Genomic DNA, 12,652 nt, shown 5'->3' with positions numbered 1-12,652 from the left:
CCGTACCGCCCACACTCTCAAGACAGCAGCCGAGGCCGCGCAGCGTCAGACGCGGCGACGCTTGGGCGGACGGCAGCCGTGCTGTGACATGTGGGGGATAACCCCCACACCCCCAGCCGGGAGCCGCACCGCCTGGCTCAGCGCAGCGTCAGACGCGGCGACGCTTGGGCGGACGGCAGCCGTTGTGCGGGGTCGGGGTGACATCCTGGATGGAGCCGACCTCGAGACCGGTCGCCTGGAGCGAACGGATGGCGGTCTCACGACCGGAGCCCGGGCCCTTGACGAAGACGTCAACCTTGCGCATGCCGTGCTCCTGCGCGCGACGGGCGGCCGACTCGGCAGCCATCTGCGCGGCGAACGGGGTGGACTTGCGCGAGCCCTTGAAGCCGACGTGGCCGGCGGAGGCCCAGGAGATCACGTTGCCCGTCGGGTCGGTGATCGAAACGATGGTGTTGTTGAACGTGCTCTTGATGTGCGCGTGGCCGTGAGCGACGTTCTTCTTTTCCTTGCGGCGCACCTTCTTGGCAGCGCCCTGACGACCCTTGGGGGGCATGTCTTACTCCTGATGGAGGGAGGTGGTCGGTCCTACAGCGAAGACCGCTGGAGTGCGGAGGTCTCGGGGGTCGCCCCCCGAAGATCCGCGGCGTCCGCTGCGGACTACTTCTTGCCCGGCTTCTTCTTGCCGGCGATGGCGCGACGCGGGCCCTTGCGGGTACGAGCGTTCGTGCTGGTGCGCTGACCGTGAACGGGCAGGCCACGGCGGTGACGCAGACCCTGGTAGCAGCCGATCTCGACCTTGCGGCGGATGTCGGCCTGGATCTCGCGACGGAGGTCACCCTCGGTCTTGAGGTTGGCGTCCACGTACTCGCGGATCTTGACCAGGTCCTCCTCGACCAGGTCACGAACGCGGGTGTTCGGGTTCACACCGGTCGCGGCGAGAATCGTCTGCGACTGGGTACGGCCGATACCGAAGACGTAGGTGAGTGCGATCTCCACGCGCTTTTCGCGCGGGATGTCAACACCGGAAACGCGTGCCATTCAATGGCTCCAGATGTTCTCGGGGGTCTGACACAGAGCCGCTCCCGGTCGCCGTACTAGGTACGTCCCGGGTCCCCGGCCCCCGCCGGAGGTGTCGCCGGTGATCGAACACCGGACGGGCTCTGCGTATGTACGTTTTTTGCTCGCGTCGCGCGAAGAAACTGCGGAGTGCAGGTTCTGCGTCAGCCCTGGCGCTGCTTGTGGCGCAGGTTGTCGCAGATGACCATGACCCGGCCGTGGCGGCGGATCACCTTGCACTTGTCGCAGATCTTCTTGACGCTCGGCTTGACCTTCATGGGTGTGAGGTTCTCCGGGTCAGTGCCGTCACCCCATGGACATGGGGCGTCGACAAGATCTACTTGTAGCGGTAGACGATCCGGCCACGCGTCAGGTCGTAGGGAGAGAGCTCCACGACGACCCGGTCATCCGGAAGGATGCGGATGTAGTGCATACGCATCTTGCCGCTGATGTGCGCGAGGACCTTGTGACCGTTCTGGAGCTCCACCTTGAACATCGCGTTCGGCAGAGACTCGATCACGGTGCCCTCGATCTCGATGGCACCTTGCTTCTTGGCCACGCTTCGCCTTTCGAATCGGCTACCTTGATCAACTCTCGTATGTGCGTGCCATCGGTACGAAGGCATGCGGATACACGAGAGCCGACGCGTCAGTCTACGTCAGGGCAACCCGAAAGACTAATCCAGGGGTGACTGCCCCGCCGCAGTGATCCTTAAGCGGCGCTCACGCCAGGGGGTCCGGAGCCGCCGTGACGCCGTATTCCGCCAGCTTCGCCCTGCCGCCGTCGACCGCCGTCAGGACCAGCGGCCCTTCCTCCGTCAGGGCGACGGAGTGCTCCCAGTGGGAGGACCAGGACATGTCGTCCGTGAGGACCGTCCAGTCGTCCTCCAGGACGTGCGTACGGGCCGTGCCGAGGCTCACCATGGGCTCGATGGCGATGCAGAAGCCGGGGACGAGCTTGGGGCCCTTGCCGCGCTTGCGGGAGACGTAGTTCAGCAGGTGCGGGTCCATGTGCATCTCGGAGCCGATGCCGTGGCCGCCGTAGTCCTCGATGATCCCGTACTTGCCGGTGGCCGGGCGGGGCTGGCGGCGGATGTAGCCCTCGATGGCCTTGGAGATGTCCACCAGGCGGTTGCCGTTCTTCACGGCGGCGATGCCGGCCCACATGGACTCCTCGGTCACCCGGGAGAGCTCCAGCAGCTCCGGAGCGTGACCGGTGCCCACGAAGGCCGTGAAGGCCGCGTCGCCGTGCCAGCCGTCCACGATCGCGCCGGCGTCGATCGAGATGATGTCGCCGTCCTTGAGGACCGTCTTCTCGTCCGGGATGCCGTGGACGACGACCTCGTTCACCGAGGTGCAGATGGTGGCGGGGAAGCCGCCGTACCCGAGGAAGTTCGACTTCGCGCCGTGCTCGGCGATCACCTTGCGGGCGACCTCGTCCAGGTCCTTGGTCGTGGCACCCGGCACGGCCGCCTCCCGGGTGGCCGCGTGGATGGCGGCGACGACCAGCCCCGCCTCGCGCATCTTCGCGATCTGCTCGGCGGTCTTGATCTCGACCATGGGATGCCTTCCTGGGTCTTGCGGTCAAAATGCTCAAACAAACACTACGGCCGCGGGGGCCCCCAGGGGCCCGCCGCGCGTGTGAACGGCCCCGTCGGGCCGCGGTGCCCCGAAGGGCACCGCGGCCGTAGTCACAGGCCATGTCAGGCGGCTTCGCGCTCCAGCGCGGCCATCGCCCGCTTCGTGACCTCGTCGACCTTGCCGAGGGCCGAGATCGTCACCACGAGGCCCTGGGCCTTGTAGTAGTCGATGATCGGCTCGGTCTCGCTGTGGTAGACCTCCAGCCGGCGGCGGACGGTCTCCTCGCTGTCGTCCTCGCGCTGGTACAGCTCGCCGCCGCAGGTGTCGCAGACACCCTCCACGGCCGGCGGGTTGTAGATCGCGTGGAAGATGTGCGAGCTGTCCTTGCGGCACATCCGGCGACCGGCGATCCGCTTGACGACCTCGTCCTCCGGGACCTCCAGGTCCAGGACGGCGTCCAGCTTGAGGTCGTCGGCCTTGAGGATGGCGTCCAGCGCCTCGGCCTGGGCCAGGTTGCGCGGGAAGCCGTCGAGCAGGAAGCCGTCGGCGGCGTCGGCCTGGTCCATGCGGTCCTTGGCCATGCCGATGGTGACCTCGTCCGGCACGAGCTGGCCGGCCCGCATGTACTCCTGGGCCTTCTGGCCCAGGGGCGTGCCCTGGCTGATGTTCGCCCGGAAGAGGTCGCCCGTCGAGATGTGCGGGATCGCGAGGTTCTTGGCGAGGTACGCGGCCTGCGTACCCTTGCCGGCGCCGGGCGGCCCGACGAGGACGATTCGCATCAGCGGAGGAACCCTTCGTAGTTGCGCTGCTGAAGCTGGCTCTCGATCTGCTTCACAGTCTCCAGACCGACACCCACGATGATCAGAATGCTGGTTCCACCGAACGGGAAGTTCTGGTTTGCGTTGAGTGTGACCAGTGCCACCGTGGGCACCAGGGCGATCAGGCCCAGGTAGAGAGAGCCCGGCCACGTGATGCGGTTCAGCACGTAGCTCAGGTACTCCGCGGTGGGACGACCGGCCCGGATGCCCGGGATGAACCCACCATACTTCTTCATGTTGTCGGCAACTTCTTCGGGGTTGAAGGAGATGGCGACGTAGAAGAACGCGAAGAAAACGATCAGCAGGAAGTACGTGACCATGTAGATCGGGTGGTCACCCTTGACCAGGTTGCGCTGGATCCACTCCGCCCAGTCCGCCTTCGACCCGGTGAACTGCACGAGCAGCGCCGGAATGTAGAGCAGCGACGAGGCGAAGATGACGGGAATCACACCCGCCTGGTTCACCTTGAGCGGGATGTAGGTGGACGTGCCGCCGTAGGAACGGCGACCGATCATGCGCTTGGCGTACTGCACGGGGATCCGGCGCTGGGCCTGCTCGACGAAGACCACGAGCGCGACCATCGCCAGGCCGCAGAGGATGACCAGCGAGAACTCCAGCCAGCCGCCCATCAGGCTGCCCTGCAGCTTGATCGCCCAGAGGGCGGTCGGGAAGCCGGCGGCGATGGAGGTGAACATCAGGATCGACATGCCGTTGCCGATGCCGCGGTCGGTGATGAGCTCACCGAGCCACATGATCAGACAGGTACCGGCGGTCATGGTGACGACCATGACGACGGTGGTGAAGATCGACTGGTTGGGAACGATCTGGTTCCCGACGGTGCAGCCCCCGAACAAGGCACCGCTGCGCGCAGTGGCCACCAGGCCGGTGCCCTGGAGGACGGCAAGAGCCACGGTCAGATAACGCGTGTACTGCGTGATCTTTGCCTGCCCCGACTGACCCTCCTTCTTGAGGGCTTCCAGCCGTGGAATGACGACGGTCAGGAGCTGCAGGATGATGCTCGCCGTGATGTACGGCATGATCCCGAGCGCAAAGATCGTGATCTGCAGCAGCGCGCCACCACTGAACATGTTCACGAGGCCGAAGAGGCCCTGACCACTCTTGGTCTGGTCCATGCACATCTGGACATTGCGGTAGTCGACGCCCGGCACCGGCACATGAGCACCGAGCCGGAAGAGCACCATGATGCCCAGCGTGAACAGCAGCTTCTTGCGCAGGTCGGGCGTCTTGAACGCCCGGGCGAACGCGGTGAGCACGGTGCCTCCTGCGCCTCTCACGTTGCCACGCGAGAGGTGACGGTCTTGAGGATCGACGAATACTTATCAGTCAAAATCCGCGCGGACACAGCCCGCGCGGAGGTTAACAGTGCACGCCACCTTACCGGCGACCGTGCCCCCCTTGGAACGACCAACCGGGGATGCCCCTTTTGGGACATCCCCGGTTGTGAGTTCAACGAGCTCAGACGAGCTCGGTGACGGTGCCGCCGGCAGCGGCAATCTTCTCCTTGGCGGAGGCGGAGACGGCGTCGACCGTCACCTGCAGCGCCACGGAGATCTCGCCCTGGCCCAGGACCTTGACGAGCTGGTTCTTGCGAACCGCACCCTTGGCGACCAGGTCGGCCACCGTGACCTCGCCACCCTGCGGGTAGAGCGCGGCCAGCTTGTCCAGGTTCACGACCTGGAACTCGGTGCGGAACGGGTTCTTGAAGCCCTTGAGCTTCGGCAGGCGCATGTGGAGGGGCATCTGCCCACCCTCGAAGCGCTGCGGAACCTGGTAACGGGCCTTCGTGCCCTTGGTACCACGACCGGCCGTCTTACCCTTCGACGCCTCACCACGACCAACACGGGTCTTGGCGGTCTTGGCGCCGGGGGCGGGACGGAGGTTGTGGACCTTCAGCGGGTTCTGCTCCGCCATGTCAGTCGACCTCCTCGACCGTCACGAGGTGGCGGACGGTGTGCACCATGCCGCGGATCTCGGGGCGGTCCTCCTTGACAACCACATCGTTCATGCGCTTGAGACCAAGCGAACGAAGGGTGTCGCGGTGGTTCTGCTTGCTGCCGATGTAGGACTTGACCTGCGTGACCTTGAGGCGAGCCATTACGCACCCACCCCTGCACGCGCCCGCAGCAGAGCGGCGGGAGCCACGTCCTCCAGCGGCAGGCCACGACGGGCGGCGATCTCCTCGGGACGGGAGAGTCCCTGGAGGGCCGTCACCGTGGCGTGCACGATGTTGATCGGGTTCGAAGAACCGAGCGACTTCGACAGGATGTCGTGAACGCCGGCGCACTCGAGCACGGCACGCACCGGGCCACCGGCGATAACACCGGTACCGGGGGAAGCCGGCTTGAGCAGGACGACGCCCGCGGCCTTCTCGCCCTGGATCGGGTGCGGGATGGTGCCCTGGATACGGGGGACCTTGAAGAAGTTCTTCTTGGCCTCTTCCACGCCCTTGGCGATGGCAGCCGGAACTTCCTTGGCCTTGCCGTAACCGACACCCACGGTGCCGTCACCGTCACCCACCACGACGAGCGCGGTGAAGCTGAAGCGACGACCACCCTTGACAACCTTGGCGACGCGGTTGATCGCGACTACGCGCTCAACGTACGCGGTCTTCTCGGCGGCAGCGCCACCGTCGCGACCCTTCCGGTCCCGCCGCTCGCCGCCACCGGCACCGCTTCCGCGGCGCTGGGGTCCAGCCATTGGATTTACCTCTCTCTGTTACGTCCGCTAGCTCCGGAACCGGGGCTTAGAACTTCAGCCCGGCTTCGCGGGCGGCGTCAGCCAGAGCGGCAATGCGCCCGGCGTACTGGTTGCCACCGCGGTCGAACACGACGGCCTCGACACCGGCGGCCTTGGCACGCTCGGCGACCAGGGCGCCGACCTTCTTGGCCTGGGCGCTCTTGTCGCCCTCGCCACCGCGGATCGAAGCGTCCAGGTGGGACGCCGACGCCAGGGTGTGGCCCTTGAGGTCGTCGATGACCTGCGCGGTGATGCCACGGTTCGAGCGCGTCACGACGAGACGCGGGCGCTCGGCCGTACCCGACAGGTTCTTGCGGATGCGGATGTGGCGGCGCGCCTTGGCAGCGCGCTTGTACGCGTCACCCTTGGCGATCTTCACACCGTATGCCATGGCTTACTTACCAGCCTTTCCGACCTTGCGGCGGATGACCTCACCCGCATACTTCACGCCCTTGGCCTTGTAGGGGTCGGGCTTGCGAAGCTTGCGGATGTTGGCGGCAACCTCGCCGACCTTCTGCTTGTCGATGCCCTCGACGCTGAGCTTGGTGGGCGACTCGACCTTGAAGGTGATGCCCTCGGGGGCCTCGATCAGGATCGGGTGGCTGTAGCCCAGGGAGAACTCCAGGTTGGAGCCCTTGGCCTGGACGCGGTAACCGACACCGCTGATCTCGAGAGCCTTGCTGTAGCCCGCGGTCACGCCGGTGATCATGTTCGCCACCAGCGTGCGGGACAGGCCGTGCAGGGCCTTGTTCTGACGCTCGTCGTTCGGACGAGAGACGACAAGGGTGCCGTCCTCGGCCTTAGCGATCTCGATGGGCGCGGCAACGGCGTGCGTGAGGGAACCCTTGGGGCCCTTCACGTGCACCGTACGGCCATCGATGGTGACGTCCACACCAGCGGGAACCTGGATGGGCAGCCGTCCAATACGCGACATTGGCTATTCCTCCGTTCCCTGGTTACCAGACGTAGGCGAGGACTTCCCCACCCACGCCCTTCTTGCTGGCCTGCTGACCGGTCAGGAGACCGTGGGACGTGGAGATGATCGCCACGCCCAGGCCGCCGAGGACCTTCGGCAGGTTGGTGGACTTTGCGTAGACACGCAGGCCCGGCTTCGAGATGCGCTTGATCCCGGCGATCGAGCGCTCGCGGTTCGGACCGAACTTCAGGTCGATGACGAGGCTCTTGCCGACCTCGGCGTCCTCGACCTTCCAGCCGGCGATGTAGCCCTCCTGCTGCAGGATCTCGGCGATGTGCGCCTTGATCTTGCTGTGGGGCATGGCCACGGAGTCGTGGTAAGCCGAGTTCGCGTTCCGCAGACGGGTCAGCATGTCTGCGATCGGATCGGTCATGGTCATGTTTGGCCTTCGGCCTCTCTCGCCGGGGTTTCCTATGTGCGCCATCCCTCTCCCCGAACAGGGTCGGGGCGGGTGCGGCGCGGGGACCTACGGCGTAGTAAGACGGTCATGGGCGGCGGGCACCCAACCCTTCAACTCTACGCGAGCGCGAAGCTCACCGGAGTTGATCGGGCCGGGCGACCGCCATCCTTGATGCTTACCGAGAGTCCTGGTCAACCCAAGTGGGTTGTTACCAGGAGCTCTTGGTCACGCCCGGCAGCTCGCCACGGTGAGCCATCTCACGAAGGCACACGCGGCAGAGGCCGAACTTGCGGTACACGGAGTGCGGGCGGCCGCAGCGCTGGCAGCGGGTGTACGCGCGCACACCGAACTTCGGCTTGCGAGCAGCCTTGGCAATCAGAGACTTCTTCGCCATCTCGCTTACGCCTCCTTGAACGGGAAGCCGAGGTGACGAAGGAGGGCACGGCCCTCGTCGTCGTTGGTCGCCGTGGTCACCACGGTGATGTCCATACCCCGGACGCGGTCGATCTTGTCCTGGTCGATCTCGTGGAACATGACCTGCTCCGTGAGACCGAAGGTGTAGTTGCCCCGACCGTCGAACTGCTTCGGGGACAGACCACGGAAGTCGCGGATGCGCGGAAGCGCGAGCGACAGGGTGCGGTCCAGGAACTCCCACATGCGGTCACCACGGAGGGTGACGTGGGCGCCGATCGGCTGGCCCTCACGCAGCTTGAACTGCGCGATGGACTTGCGAGCCTTGGTGACGGCGGGCTTCTGGCCGGTGATCGTGGTGAGGTCGCGGATGGCGCCCTCGATCAGCTTGGAGTCGCGGGCGGCGTCGCCCACACCCATGTTGACCACGATCTTGGTGAGGCCGGGAACCTGCATGACGTTCTCGTAGGAGAACTCCTCACGCAGCTTGCCGACGATCTCTTCGCGGTAGCGCAGCTTGAGACGCGGCGCGTTGGTGGTGGCAGTCATCAGATGTCCTCACCGGTGCGCTTGGCAACGCGGATCTTGTTGCCGTTGTCGTCGAAGCGGTAACCGACGCGGGTGACGACCTTCTTGCCGTCCTTCTCCACGACGAGCTGAACGTTGCTCACGTGGACGGGGGCCTCGGTGGTCACGATGCCGCCGGTCTGGGAACCGCGAGCGGTCTGGCCGGCCTTGGTGTGCTTCTTGACCCGGTTGACACCCTCGACGAGAACACGGTTCTCAGCCGGGAAGGCCTGGATGACCTTGCCCTGCTTGCCCTTGTCCTTACCGGTGATGACCTGGACCAGGTCGCCCTTCTTGATCTTCATCGGTTACAGCACCTCCGGCGCGAGCGAGACGATCTTCATGAACTTCTTCTCGCGCAGCTCTCGGCCCACGGGGCCGAAGATACGGGTGCCGCGGGGGTCACCGTCGTTCTTGAGAACGACAGCGGCGTTCTCGTCGAAACGGATGTACGAGCCGTCCGGACGGCGGCGCTCCTTGACGGTGCGAACGATGACGGCCTTGACGACGTCACCCTTCTTCACGTTGCCACCGGGGATCGCGTCCTTGACGGTGGCGACGATGACGTCACCGATGCCCGCGTAGCGGCGACCCGAACCACCGAGAACACGGATGCAAAGGATCTCCTTGGCACCAGTGTTGTCGGCGACCCGAAGTCGCGACTCCTGCTGGATCACGTCTATCTCCTGATCGTCTGCCGGTTCCCGGCAGGGGCTCCGAGGAGCCCCTGCCGAGCCTGGCGGAACTTATCCGAGGGAAACCCCTCAGACAGATTGCATGTGTAATTCCCTTGCGGGGATTACTTACTTGGCCTTCTCGAGGATCTCGACGACGCGCCAGCGCTTGGTGGCGGACAGCGGCCGGGTCTCCATCAGGAGGACGCGGTCGCCGACACCGGCAGCGTTCTGCTCGTCGTGCGCCTTGAGCTTGTTCGTACGGCGGATGACCTTGCCGTACAGCGCGTGCTTGACACGGTCCTCGACGGCGACGACGACGGTCTTGTCCATCTTGTCGCTGACGACGAGACCCTCACGGGTCTTGCGGAAGCCGCGCTCGTTCGTCTCAGTCACATTCTTCTCGCTCATCAGGCGCTCTCCACCGTCTCGATGCCCAGCTCACGCTCGCGCATCAGGGTGTAGATCCGGGCGATGTCCTTACGGACGGACTTGAGCCGACCGTGGTTCTCAAGCTGCCCGGTCGCCGCCTGGAAGCGGAGGTTGAACAGCTCTTCCTTGGCCTCACGGAGCTTCGCGACGAGGTCCTCGTCGTTCAGCTCACGCAGCTCGGTCGCCTTGATACCAGCGGCCATCACGACTCACCTGCCTCGCGCCGAACAATGCGGCACTTCATCGGAAGCTTGTGAGCGGCGCGGGTCAGCGCCTCACGAGCAACCTTTTCGTTCGGGAAAGACAGCTCGAACATCACCCGACCGGGCTTGACGTTCGCGATCCACCACTCCGGAGAACCCTTACCGGAACCCATGCGGGTTTCGGCCGGCTTCTTCGTCAGCGGACGGTCCGGGTAGATGTTGATCCACACCTTGCCGCCACGCTTGATGTGACGCGTCATGGCGATACGAGCGGACTCGATCTGACGGTTCGTCACGTAGGCCGGGGTCAGGGCCTGGATGCCGTACTCACCGAAGGCGAGCTCGGTGCCACCCTTGGCCATGCCGTTCCGCTTGGGGTGGTGCTGCTTGCGGTGCTTGACCCTGCGAGGGATCAGCATGTCGGTCAGGCCTCCGTTCCGGTGGACTCAGCCGGAGCAGCGGCAGCGGCCTCGGCCTTGGGGGCCTCGACAGCGGCGCTCTGCTGCGGCTTGCGGCCGCGGCCGCCACGCTCGCCGCCACGGCCACCACGGGCCGGGCGCTCGCCGGCGCCACGGGACGGGCGGTTGCCCGCACGCGCAGCGGCGTTCTCGGCGCGGACCTCGGCGATGTTCTTGACGTCGCCCTTGTAGATCCAGACCTTCACGCCGATGCGGCCGAAGGTGGTCTTGGCCTCGAAGAAGCCGTAGTCGACGTTCGCGCGGAGCGTGTGCAGGGGCACACGGCCCTCGCGGTAGAACTCCGAGCGGGACATCTCGGCGCCGCCGAGACGACCGCCGCACTGGATCTTGATGCCCTTGGCGCCGGCCTTCATCGTCGACTGCATGCTCTTGCGCATGGCGCGACGGAAGGAGACGCGGGAGGACAGCTGCTCGGCGACGGCCTGGGCCACCAGCTGAGCGTCGACCTCGGGGTTCTTGACCTCGAGGATGTTCAGCTGAACCTGCTTGCCGGTCAGCTTCTCCAGCTCGCCACGGATGCGGTCGGCCTCGGCGCCGCGGCGGCCGATGACGATGCCCGGGCGGGCGGTGTGGATGTCAACGCGGACGCGGTCGCGGGTGCGCTCGATCTCAACCTTGGAGATGCCGGCGCGCTCCATGCCCTTCGTCATCATGCGACGAATGGCAACGTCTTCCTTGACGTAGTCCTTGTACAGCTTGTCGGCGTACCAGCGGGACTTGAAGTCCGTGGTGATGCCGAGCCGGAACCCGTGCGGGTTAACCTTCTGGCCCATTACCGGGTTCCTTCCTTGCTGCTGACGACCACGGTGATGTGGCTGGTCCGCTTGCGGATCCGGTAGGCACGGCCCTGGGCGCGCGGACGGAACCGCTTCAGGGTCGGGCCCTCGTCGACGTACGCCTCGCTGATGTACAGCGAGGAGGCGTCCGTGTGGTCGTAGTTGTGCGCGGCGTTGGCAATGGCGCTGTCCAGCACCTTGCCCACCGGCACGCTCGCGGCCTGCGGGGCGAAACGCAGGACCGCCTGAGCCTCCGTGGCGTCCATGCCACGGATGAGGTCCACCACGCGGCGGGCCTTCATGGGCGTGACGCGGATGTACCGCGCCTGGGCCCTGGCTTCCATGGTTGTCCCTTCGGTGTCAGTCATAGTCGTTCGCACCCCGCTTAGCGGCGCTTCGACTTGCGGTCGTCCTTGACGTGGCCGCGGAAGGTGCGGGTCGGCGAGAACTCGCCGAGCTTGTGGCCGACCATCGACTCGGTGACGAACACCGGGACGTGCGTCTTGCCGTTGTGCACCGCGAGCGTGTGGCCGAGCATGGCCGGCACGATCATGGAGCGACGGGACCAGGTCTTGATGACGTTCTTGGTACCGGCTTCGTTCTGAGCGTCCACCTTCTTGATGAGGTGGTCGTCGACGAAGGGTCCCTTCTTGAGACTACGCGGCATCTAAACCCGCTCCTAGCGCTTCTTGTTCGTCTTGCGGCGGCGGACGATGTACTTGTTGCTCGCCTTCTTGGGAGAACGAGTACGACCCTCCTTCTGACCCCACGGGGAGACCGGGTGGCGACCACCGGAGGTCTTGCCCTCACCACCACCGTGCGGGTGGTCAACCGGGTTCATCGCGACACCGCGGACGGTCGGGCGAACGCCCTTCCAGCGCATGCGGCCGGCCTTGCCCCAGTTGATGTTCGACTGCTCGGCGTTGCCGACCTCGCCGACCGTGGCGCGGCAGCGGACGTCGACCAGGCGGACCTCGCCGGACGGCATGCGCAGGTGGGCGTACTGGCCCTCCTTCGCCAGCAGCTGCACGGAGGAACCGGCAGAGCGGGCGAACTTGGCGCCACCACCGGGACGGAGCTCGATCGCGTGGATCGTGGTACCGACCGGGATGTTGCGGAGCGGGAGGTTGTTGCCCGGCTTGATGTCGGCGCCGGGGCCGTTCTCAATCCGGTCGCCCTGGTTCAGCTTCGCCGGGGCGATGATGTAGCGCTTCTCGCCGTCTGCGTAGTGCAGGAGCGCGATGCGCGCGGTGCGGTTCGGGTCGTACTCGATGTGAGCGACCTTGGCCGGCACGCCGTCCTTGTCGTGACGACGGAAGTCGATCACGCGGTAGGCGCGCTTGTGGCCACCACCCTGGTGACGGACGGTCACACGACCGGTGTTGTTACGGCCGCCCTTGCTGTGCAGCGGGCGGACCAGCGACTTCTCCGGCGTGGACCGCGTGATCTCGACAAAGTCGGCGACGCTGGAGCCACGACGGCCCGGGGTCGTCGGCTTGTACTTGCGGATACCCATTTCTCAG

The 12,652-nt window shown here is 65.8% G+C and carries 24 protein-coding genes; all 24 read right to left on the bottom strand.

All coding sequences use genetic code 11. The annotated features are described in order from the left end of the window. Positions 1-148: 148 nt before the first annotated feature. A complete protein-coding gene (gene rpsK, locus ACOTKD_RS26280; RefSeq protein ID WP_003948617.1) occupies positions 149-553 on the bottom strand; it encodes a 30S ribosomal protein S11 in 405 nt (134 codons plus the stop codon). 104 nt (positions 554-657) lie between these two features. Then, positions 658-1,038: a 30S ribosomal protein S13 gene (rpsM, locus tag ACOTKD_RS26275; protein ID WP_106677964.1), complete on the bottom strand. Its 381-nt coding sequence runs from the start codon at positions 1,036-1,038 to the stop codon at positions 658-660. A 182-nt stretch (positions 1,039-1,220) separates the two neighbouring features. Beyond that, positions 1,221-1,334, bottom strand: coding sequence for a 50S ribosomal protein L36 (rpmJ, locus tag ACOTKD_RS26270; protein ID WP_003956441.1), 114 nt, complete (start codon positions 1,332-1,334; stop codon positions 1,221-1,223). Positions 1,335-1,393: 59 nt separating this feature from the next. Next, entirely contained in the window at positions 1,394-1,615 is a 222-nt protein-coding gene (infA, locus tag ACOTKD_RS26265; RefSeq protein WP_003956442.1) for a translation initiation factor IF-1, read from the bottom strand. A gap of 163 nt (positions 1,616-1,778) precedes the next feature. Beyond that, positions 1,779-2,615: a type I methionyl aminopeptidase gene (gene map / locus ACOTKD_RS26260; RefSeq protein WP_424891455.1), complete on the bottom strand. Its 837-nt coding sequence runs from the start codon at positions 2,613-2,615 to the stop codon at positions 1,779-1,781. Between the two features lie 143 nt (positions 2,616-2,758). Further along, a complete protein-coding gene (locus ACOTKD_RS26255) occupies positions 2,759-3,415 on the bottom strand; it encodes an adenylate kinase (protein ID WP_424891454.1) in 657 nt (218 codons plus the stop codon). Continuing rightward, positions 3,415-4,728 (bottom strand): preprotein translocase subunit SecY, encoded by a 1,314-nt coding sequence (gene secY / locus ACOTKD_RS26250; protein ID WP_424891453.1) that lies wholly within the window; start codon positions 4,726-4,728, stop codon positions 3,415-3,417. Before secY ends, ACOTKD_RS26255 begins: the two co-directional genes overlap by 1 nt. Positions 4,729-4,930: 202 nt before the next feature. Then, on the bottom strand, positions 4,931-5,386 hold the full coding sequence (gene rplO, locus ACOTKD_RS26245; protein WP_356285899.1) for a 50S ribosomal protein L15: 456 nt from the start codon (positions 5,384-5,386) through the stop codon (positions 4,931-4,933). A 1-nt stretch (position 5,387) separates the two neighbouring features. After that, complete coding sequence (gene rpmD, locus ACOTKD_RS26240) at positions 5,388-5,570, bottom strand: 50S ribosomal protein L30 (protein ID WP_086567281.1); 183 nt, start codon at positions 5,568-5,570, stop codon at positions 5,388-5,390. Further along, on the bottom strand, positions 5,570-6,172 hold the full coding sequence (gene rpsE, locus ACOTKD_RS26235) for a 30S ribosomal protein S5 (protein ID WP_106677957.1): 603 nt from the start codon (positions 6,170-6,172) through the stop codon (positions 5,570-5,572). Before rpsE ends, rpmD begins: the two co-directional genes overlap by 1 nt. 46 nt (positions 6,173-6,218) lie before the next feature. Continuing rightward, the gene (gene rplR, locus ACOTKD_RS26230) at positions 6,219-6,602 is read right to left on the bottom strand and encodes a 50S ribosomal protein L18 (protein WP_086567285.1); all 384 of its coding nucleotides are present in this window, start codon (positions 6,600-6,602) and stop codon (positions 6,219-6,221) included. A 3-nt stretch (positions 6,603-6,605) separates the two neighbouring features. After that, the gene (gene rplF, locus ACOTKD_RS26225) at positions 6,606-7,145 is read right to left on the bottom strand and encodes a 50S ribosomal protein L6 (RefSeq protein ID WP_030368401.1); all 540 of its coding nucleotides are present in this window, start codon (positions 7,143-7,145) and stop codon (positions 6,606-6,608) included. A gap of 22 nt (positions 7,146-7,167) precedes the next feature. After that, the gene (rpsH, locus tag ACOTKD_RS26220) at positions 7,168-7,566 is read right to left on the bottom strand and encodes a 30S ribosomal protein S8 (RefSeq protein ID WP_058046822.1); all 399 of its coding nucleotides are present in this window, start codon (positions 7,564-7,566) and stop codon (positions 7,168-7,170) included. Between the two features lie 229 nt (positions 7,567-7,795). Next, complete coding sequence (locus tag ACOTKD_RS26215) at positions 7,796-7,981, bottom strand: type Z 30S ribosomal protein S14 (protein WP_030368403.1); 186 nt, start codon at positions 7,979-7,981, stop codon at positions 7,796-7,798. 5 nt (positions 7,982-7,986) lie between these two features. Continuing rightward, a complete protein-coding gene (gene rplE, locus ACOTKD_RS26210; RefSeq protein ID WP_030368404.1) occupies positions 7,987-8,547 on the bottom strand; it encodes a 50S ribosomal protein L5 in 561 nt (186 codons plus the stop codon). Further along, positions 8,547-8,870 carry a 50S ribosomal protein L24 gene (rplX, locus tag ACOTKD_RS26205; protein ID WP_424891452.1) on the bottom strand — a complete coding sequence of 108 codons (324 nt, stop codon included), beginning with the start codon at positions 8,868-8,870 and terminating at the stop codon, positions 8,547-8,549. Before rplX ends, rplE begins: the two co-directional genes overlap by 1 nt. 3 nt (positions 8,871-8,873) lie before the next feature. Continuing rightward, a complete protein-coding gene (rplN, locus tag ACOTKD_RS26200; RefSeq protein ID WP_099199421.1) occupies positions 8,874-9,242 on the bottom strand; it encodes a 50S ribosomal protein L14 in 369 nt (122 codons plus the stop codon). A 126-nt stretch (positions 9,243-9,368) separates the two neighbouring features. Next, positions 9,369-9,650, bottom strand: coding sequence for a 30S ribosomal protein S17 (gene rpsQ, locus ACOTKD_RS26195; RefSeq protein ID WP_019888756.1), 282 nt, complete (start codon positions 9,648-9,650; stop codon positions 9,369-9,371). Continuing rightward, positions 9,650-9,874, bottom strand: a complete 225-nt coding sequence (rpmC, locus tag ACOTKD_RS26190; protein ID WP_030368408.1) for a 50S ribosomal protein L29 — start codon at positions 9,872-9,874, stop codon at positions 9,650-9,652. The genes rpsQ and rpmC overlap by 1 nt, the downstream gene beginning before the upstream one ends. Then, positions 9,874-10,293 (bottom strand): 50S ribosomal protein L16, encoded by a 420-nt coding sequence (gene rplP / locus ACOTKD_RS26185; protein ID WP_106677952.1) that lies wholly within the window; start codon positions 10,291-10,293, stop codon positions 9,874-9,876. The genes rpmC and rplP overlap by 1 nt, the downstream gene beginning before the upstream one ends. Positions 10,294-10,298: 5 nt before the next feature. Continuing rightward, positions 10,299-11,126, bottom strand: a complete 828-nt coding sequence (rpsC, locus tag ACOTKD_RS26180; RefSeq protein WP_424891451.1) for a 30S ribosomal protein S3 — start codon at positions 11,124-11,126, stop codon at positions 10,299-10,301. After that, the gene (gene rplV, locus ACOTKD_RS26175; protein ID WP_030685471.1) at positions 11,126-11,473 is read right to left on the bottom strand and encodes a 50S ribosomal protein L22; all 348 of its coding nucleotides are present in this window, start codon (positions 11,471-11,473) and stop codon (positions 11,126-11,128) included. The genes rpsC and rplV overlap by 1 nt, the downstream gene beginning before the upstream one ends. Positions 11,474-11,514: 41 nt before the next feature. Further along, positions 11,515-11,796: a 30S ribosomal protein S19 gene (gene rpsS, locus ACOTKD_RS26170; RefSeq protein ID WP_030368412.1), complete on the bottom strand. Its 282-nt coding sequence runs from the start codon at positions 11,794-11,796 to the stop codon at positions 11,515-11,517. 12 nt (positions 11,797-11,808) lie between these two features. Next, on the bottom strand, positions 11,809-12,645 hold the full coding sequence (rplB, locus tag ACOTKD_RS26165) for a 50S ribosomal protein L2 (RefSeq protein WP_168092750.1): 837 nt from the start codon (positions 12,643-12,645) through the stop codon (positions 11,809-11,811). Positions 12,646-12,652 lie beyond the last annotated feature (7 nt).

Origin of the sequence: Streptomyces sp. XH2, from assembly GCF_049725035.1 — a bacterium.
In the GTDB taxonomy this organism is placed as follows: domain Bacteria; phylum Actinomycetota; class Actinomycetes; order Streptomycetales; family Streptomycetaceae; genus Streptomyces; species Streptomyces roseoverticillatus.
Note: the sequence above shows the minus strand (reverse complement) of the source record. Positions and strands in the feature narration are given on the sequence as shown.

Bases quoted from the DNA above. Each gene is read 5' to 3' on its own strand.
- rpsQ (WP_019888756.1), bottom strand. From the start codon at position 9,650: ATGAGCGAGAAGAATGTGACTGAGACGAACGAGCGCGGCTTCCGCAAG.
- rpsK (WP_003948617.1), bottom strand. From the start codon at position 553: ATGCCCCCCAAGGGTCGTCAGGGCGCTGCCAAGAAGGTGCGCCGCAAG.
- map (WP_424891455.1), bottom strand. From the start codon at position 2,615: ATGGTCGAGATCAAGACCGCCGAGCAGATCGCGAAGATGCGCGAGGCG.
- rplX (WP_424891452.1), bottom strand. From the start codon at position 8,870: ATGAAGATCAAGAAGGGCGACCTGGTCCAGGTCATCACCGGTAAGGAC.
- rpsC (WP_424891451.1), bottom strand. From the start codon at position 11,126: ATGGGCCAGAAGGTTAACCCGCACGGGTTCCGGCTCGGCATCACCACG.
- rpsE (WP_106677957.1), bottom strand. From the start codon at position 6,172: ATGGCTGGACCCCAGCGCCGCGGAAGCGGTGCCGGTGGCGGCGAGCGG.
- rpsH (WP_058046822.1), bottom strand. From the start codon at position 7,566: ATGACCATGACCGATCCGATCGCAGACATGCTGACCCGTCTGCGGAAC.
- rpmD (WP_086567281.1), bottom strand. From the start codon at position 5,570: ATGGCTCGCCTCAAGGTCACGCAGGTCAAGTCCTACATCGGCAGCAAG.
- rpmJ (WP_003956441.1), bottom strand. From the start codon at position 1,334: ATGAAGGTCAAGCCGAGCGTCAAGAAGATCTGCGACAAGTGCAAGGTG.
- rplP (WP_106677952.1), bottom strand. From the start codon at position 10,293: ATGCTGATCCCTCGCAGGGTCAAGCACCGCAAGCAGCACCACCCCAAG.
- rplO (WP_356285899.1), bottom strand. From the start codon at position 5,386: ATGGCGGAGCAGAACCCGCTGAAGGTCCACAACCTCCGTCCCGCCCCC.
- rplF (WP_030368401.1), bottom strand. From the start codon at position 7,145: ATGTCGCGTATTGGACGGCTGCCCATCCAGGTTCCCGCTGGTGTGGAC.
- rpsS (WP_030368412.1), bottom strand. From the start codon at position 11,796: ATGCCGCGTAGTCTCAAGAAGGGACCCTTCGTCGACGACCACCTCATC.
- rpmC (WP_030368408.1), bottom strand. From the start codon at position 9,874: ATGGCCGCTGGTATCAAGGCGACCGAGCTGCGTGAGCTGAACGACGAG.
- rplE (WP_030368404.1), bottom strand. From the start codon at position 8,547: ATGACTGCCACCACCAACGCGCCGCGTCTCAAGCTGCGCTACCGCGAA.
- rplB (WP_168092750.1), bottom strand. From the start codon at position 12,645: ATGGGTATCCGCAAGTACAAGCCGACGACCCCGGGCCGTCGTGGCTCC.
- rplV (WP_030685471.1), bottom strand. From the start codon at position 11,473: ATGGAAGCCAGGGCCCAGGCGCGGTACATCCGCGTCACGCCCATGAAG.
- rpsM (WP_106677964.1), bottom strand. From the start codon at position 1,038: ATGGCACGCGTTTCCGGTGTTGACATCCCGCGCGAAAAGCGCGTGGAG.
- ACOTKD_RS26215 (WP_030368403.1), bottom strand. From the start codon at position 7,981: ATGGCGAAGAAGTCTCTGATTGCCAAGGCTGCTCGCAAGCCGAAGTTC.
- ACOTKD_RS26255 (WP_424891454.1), bottom strand. From the start codon at position 3,415: ATGCGAATCGTCCTCGTCGGGCCGCCCGGCGCCGGCAAGGGTACGCAG.
- rplR (WP_086567285.1), bottom strand. From the start codon at position 6,602: ATGGCATACGGTGTGAAGATCGCCAAGGGTGACGCGTACAAGCGCGCT.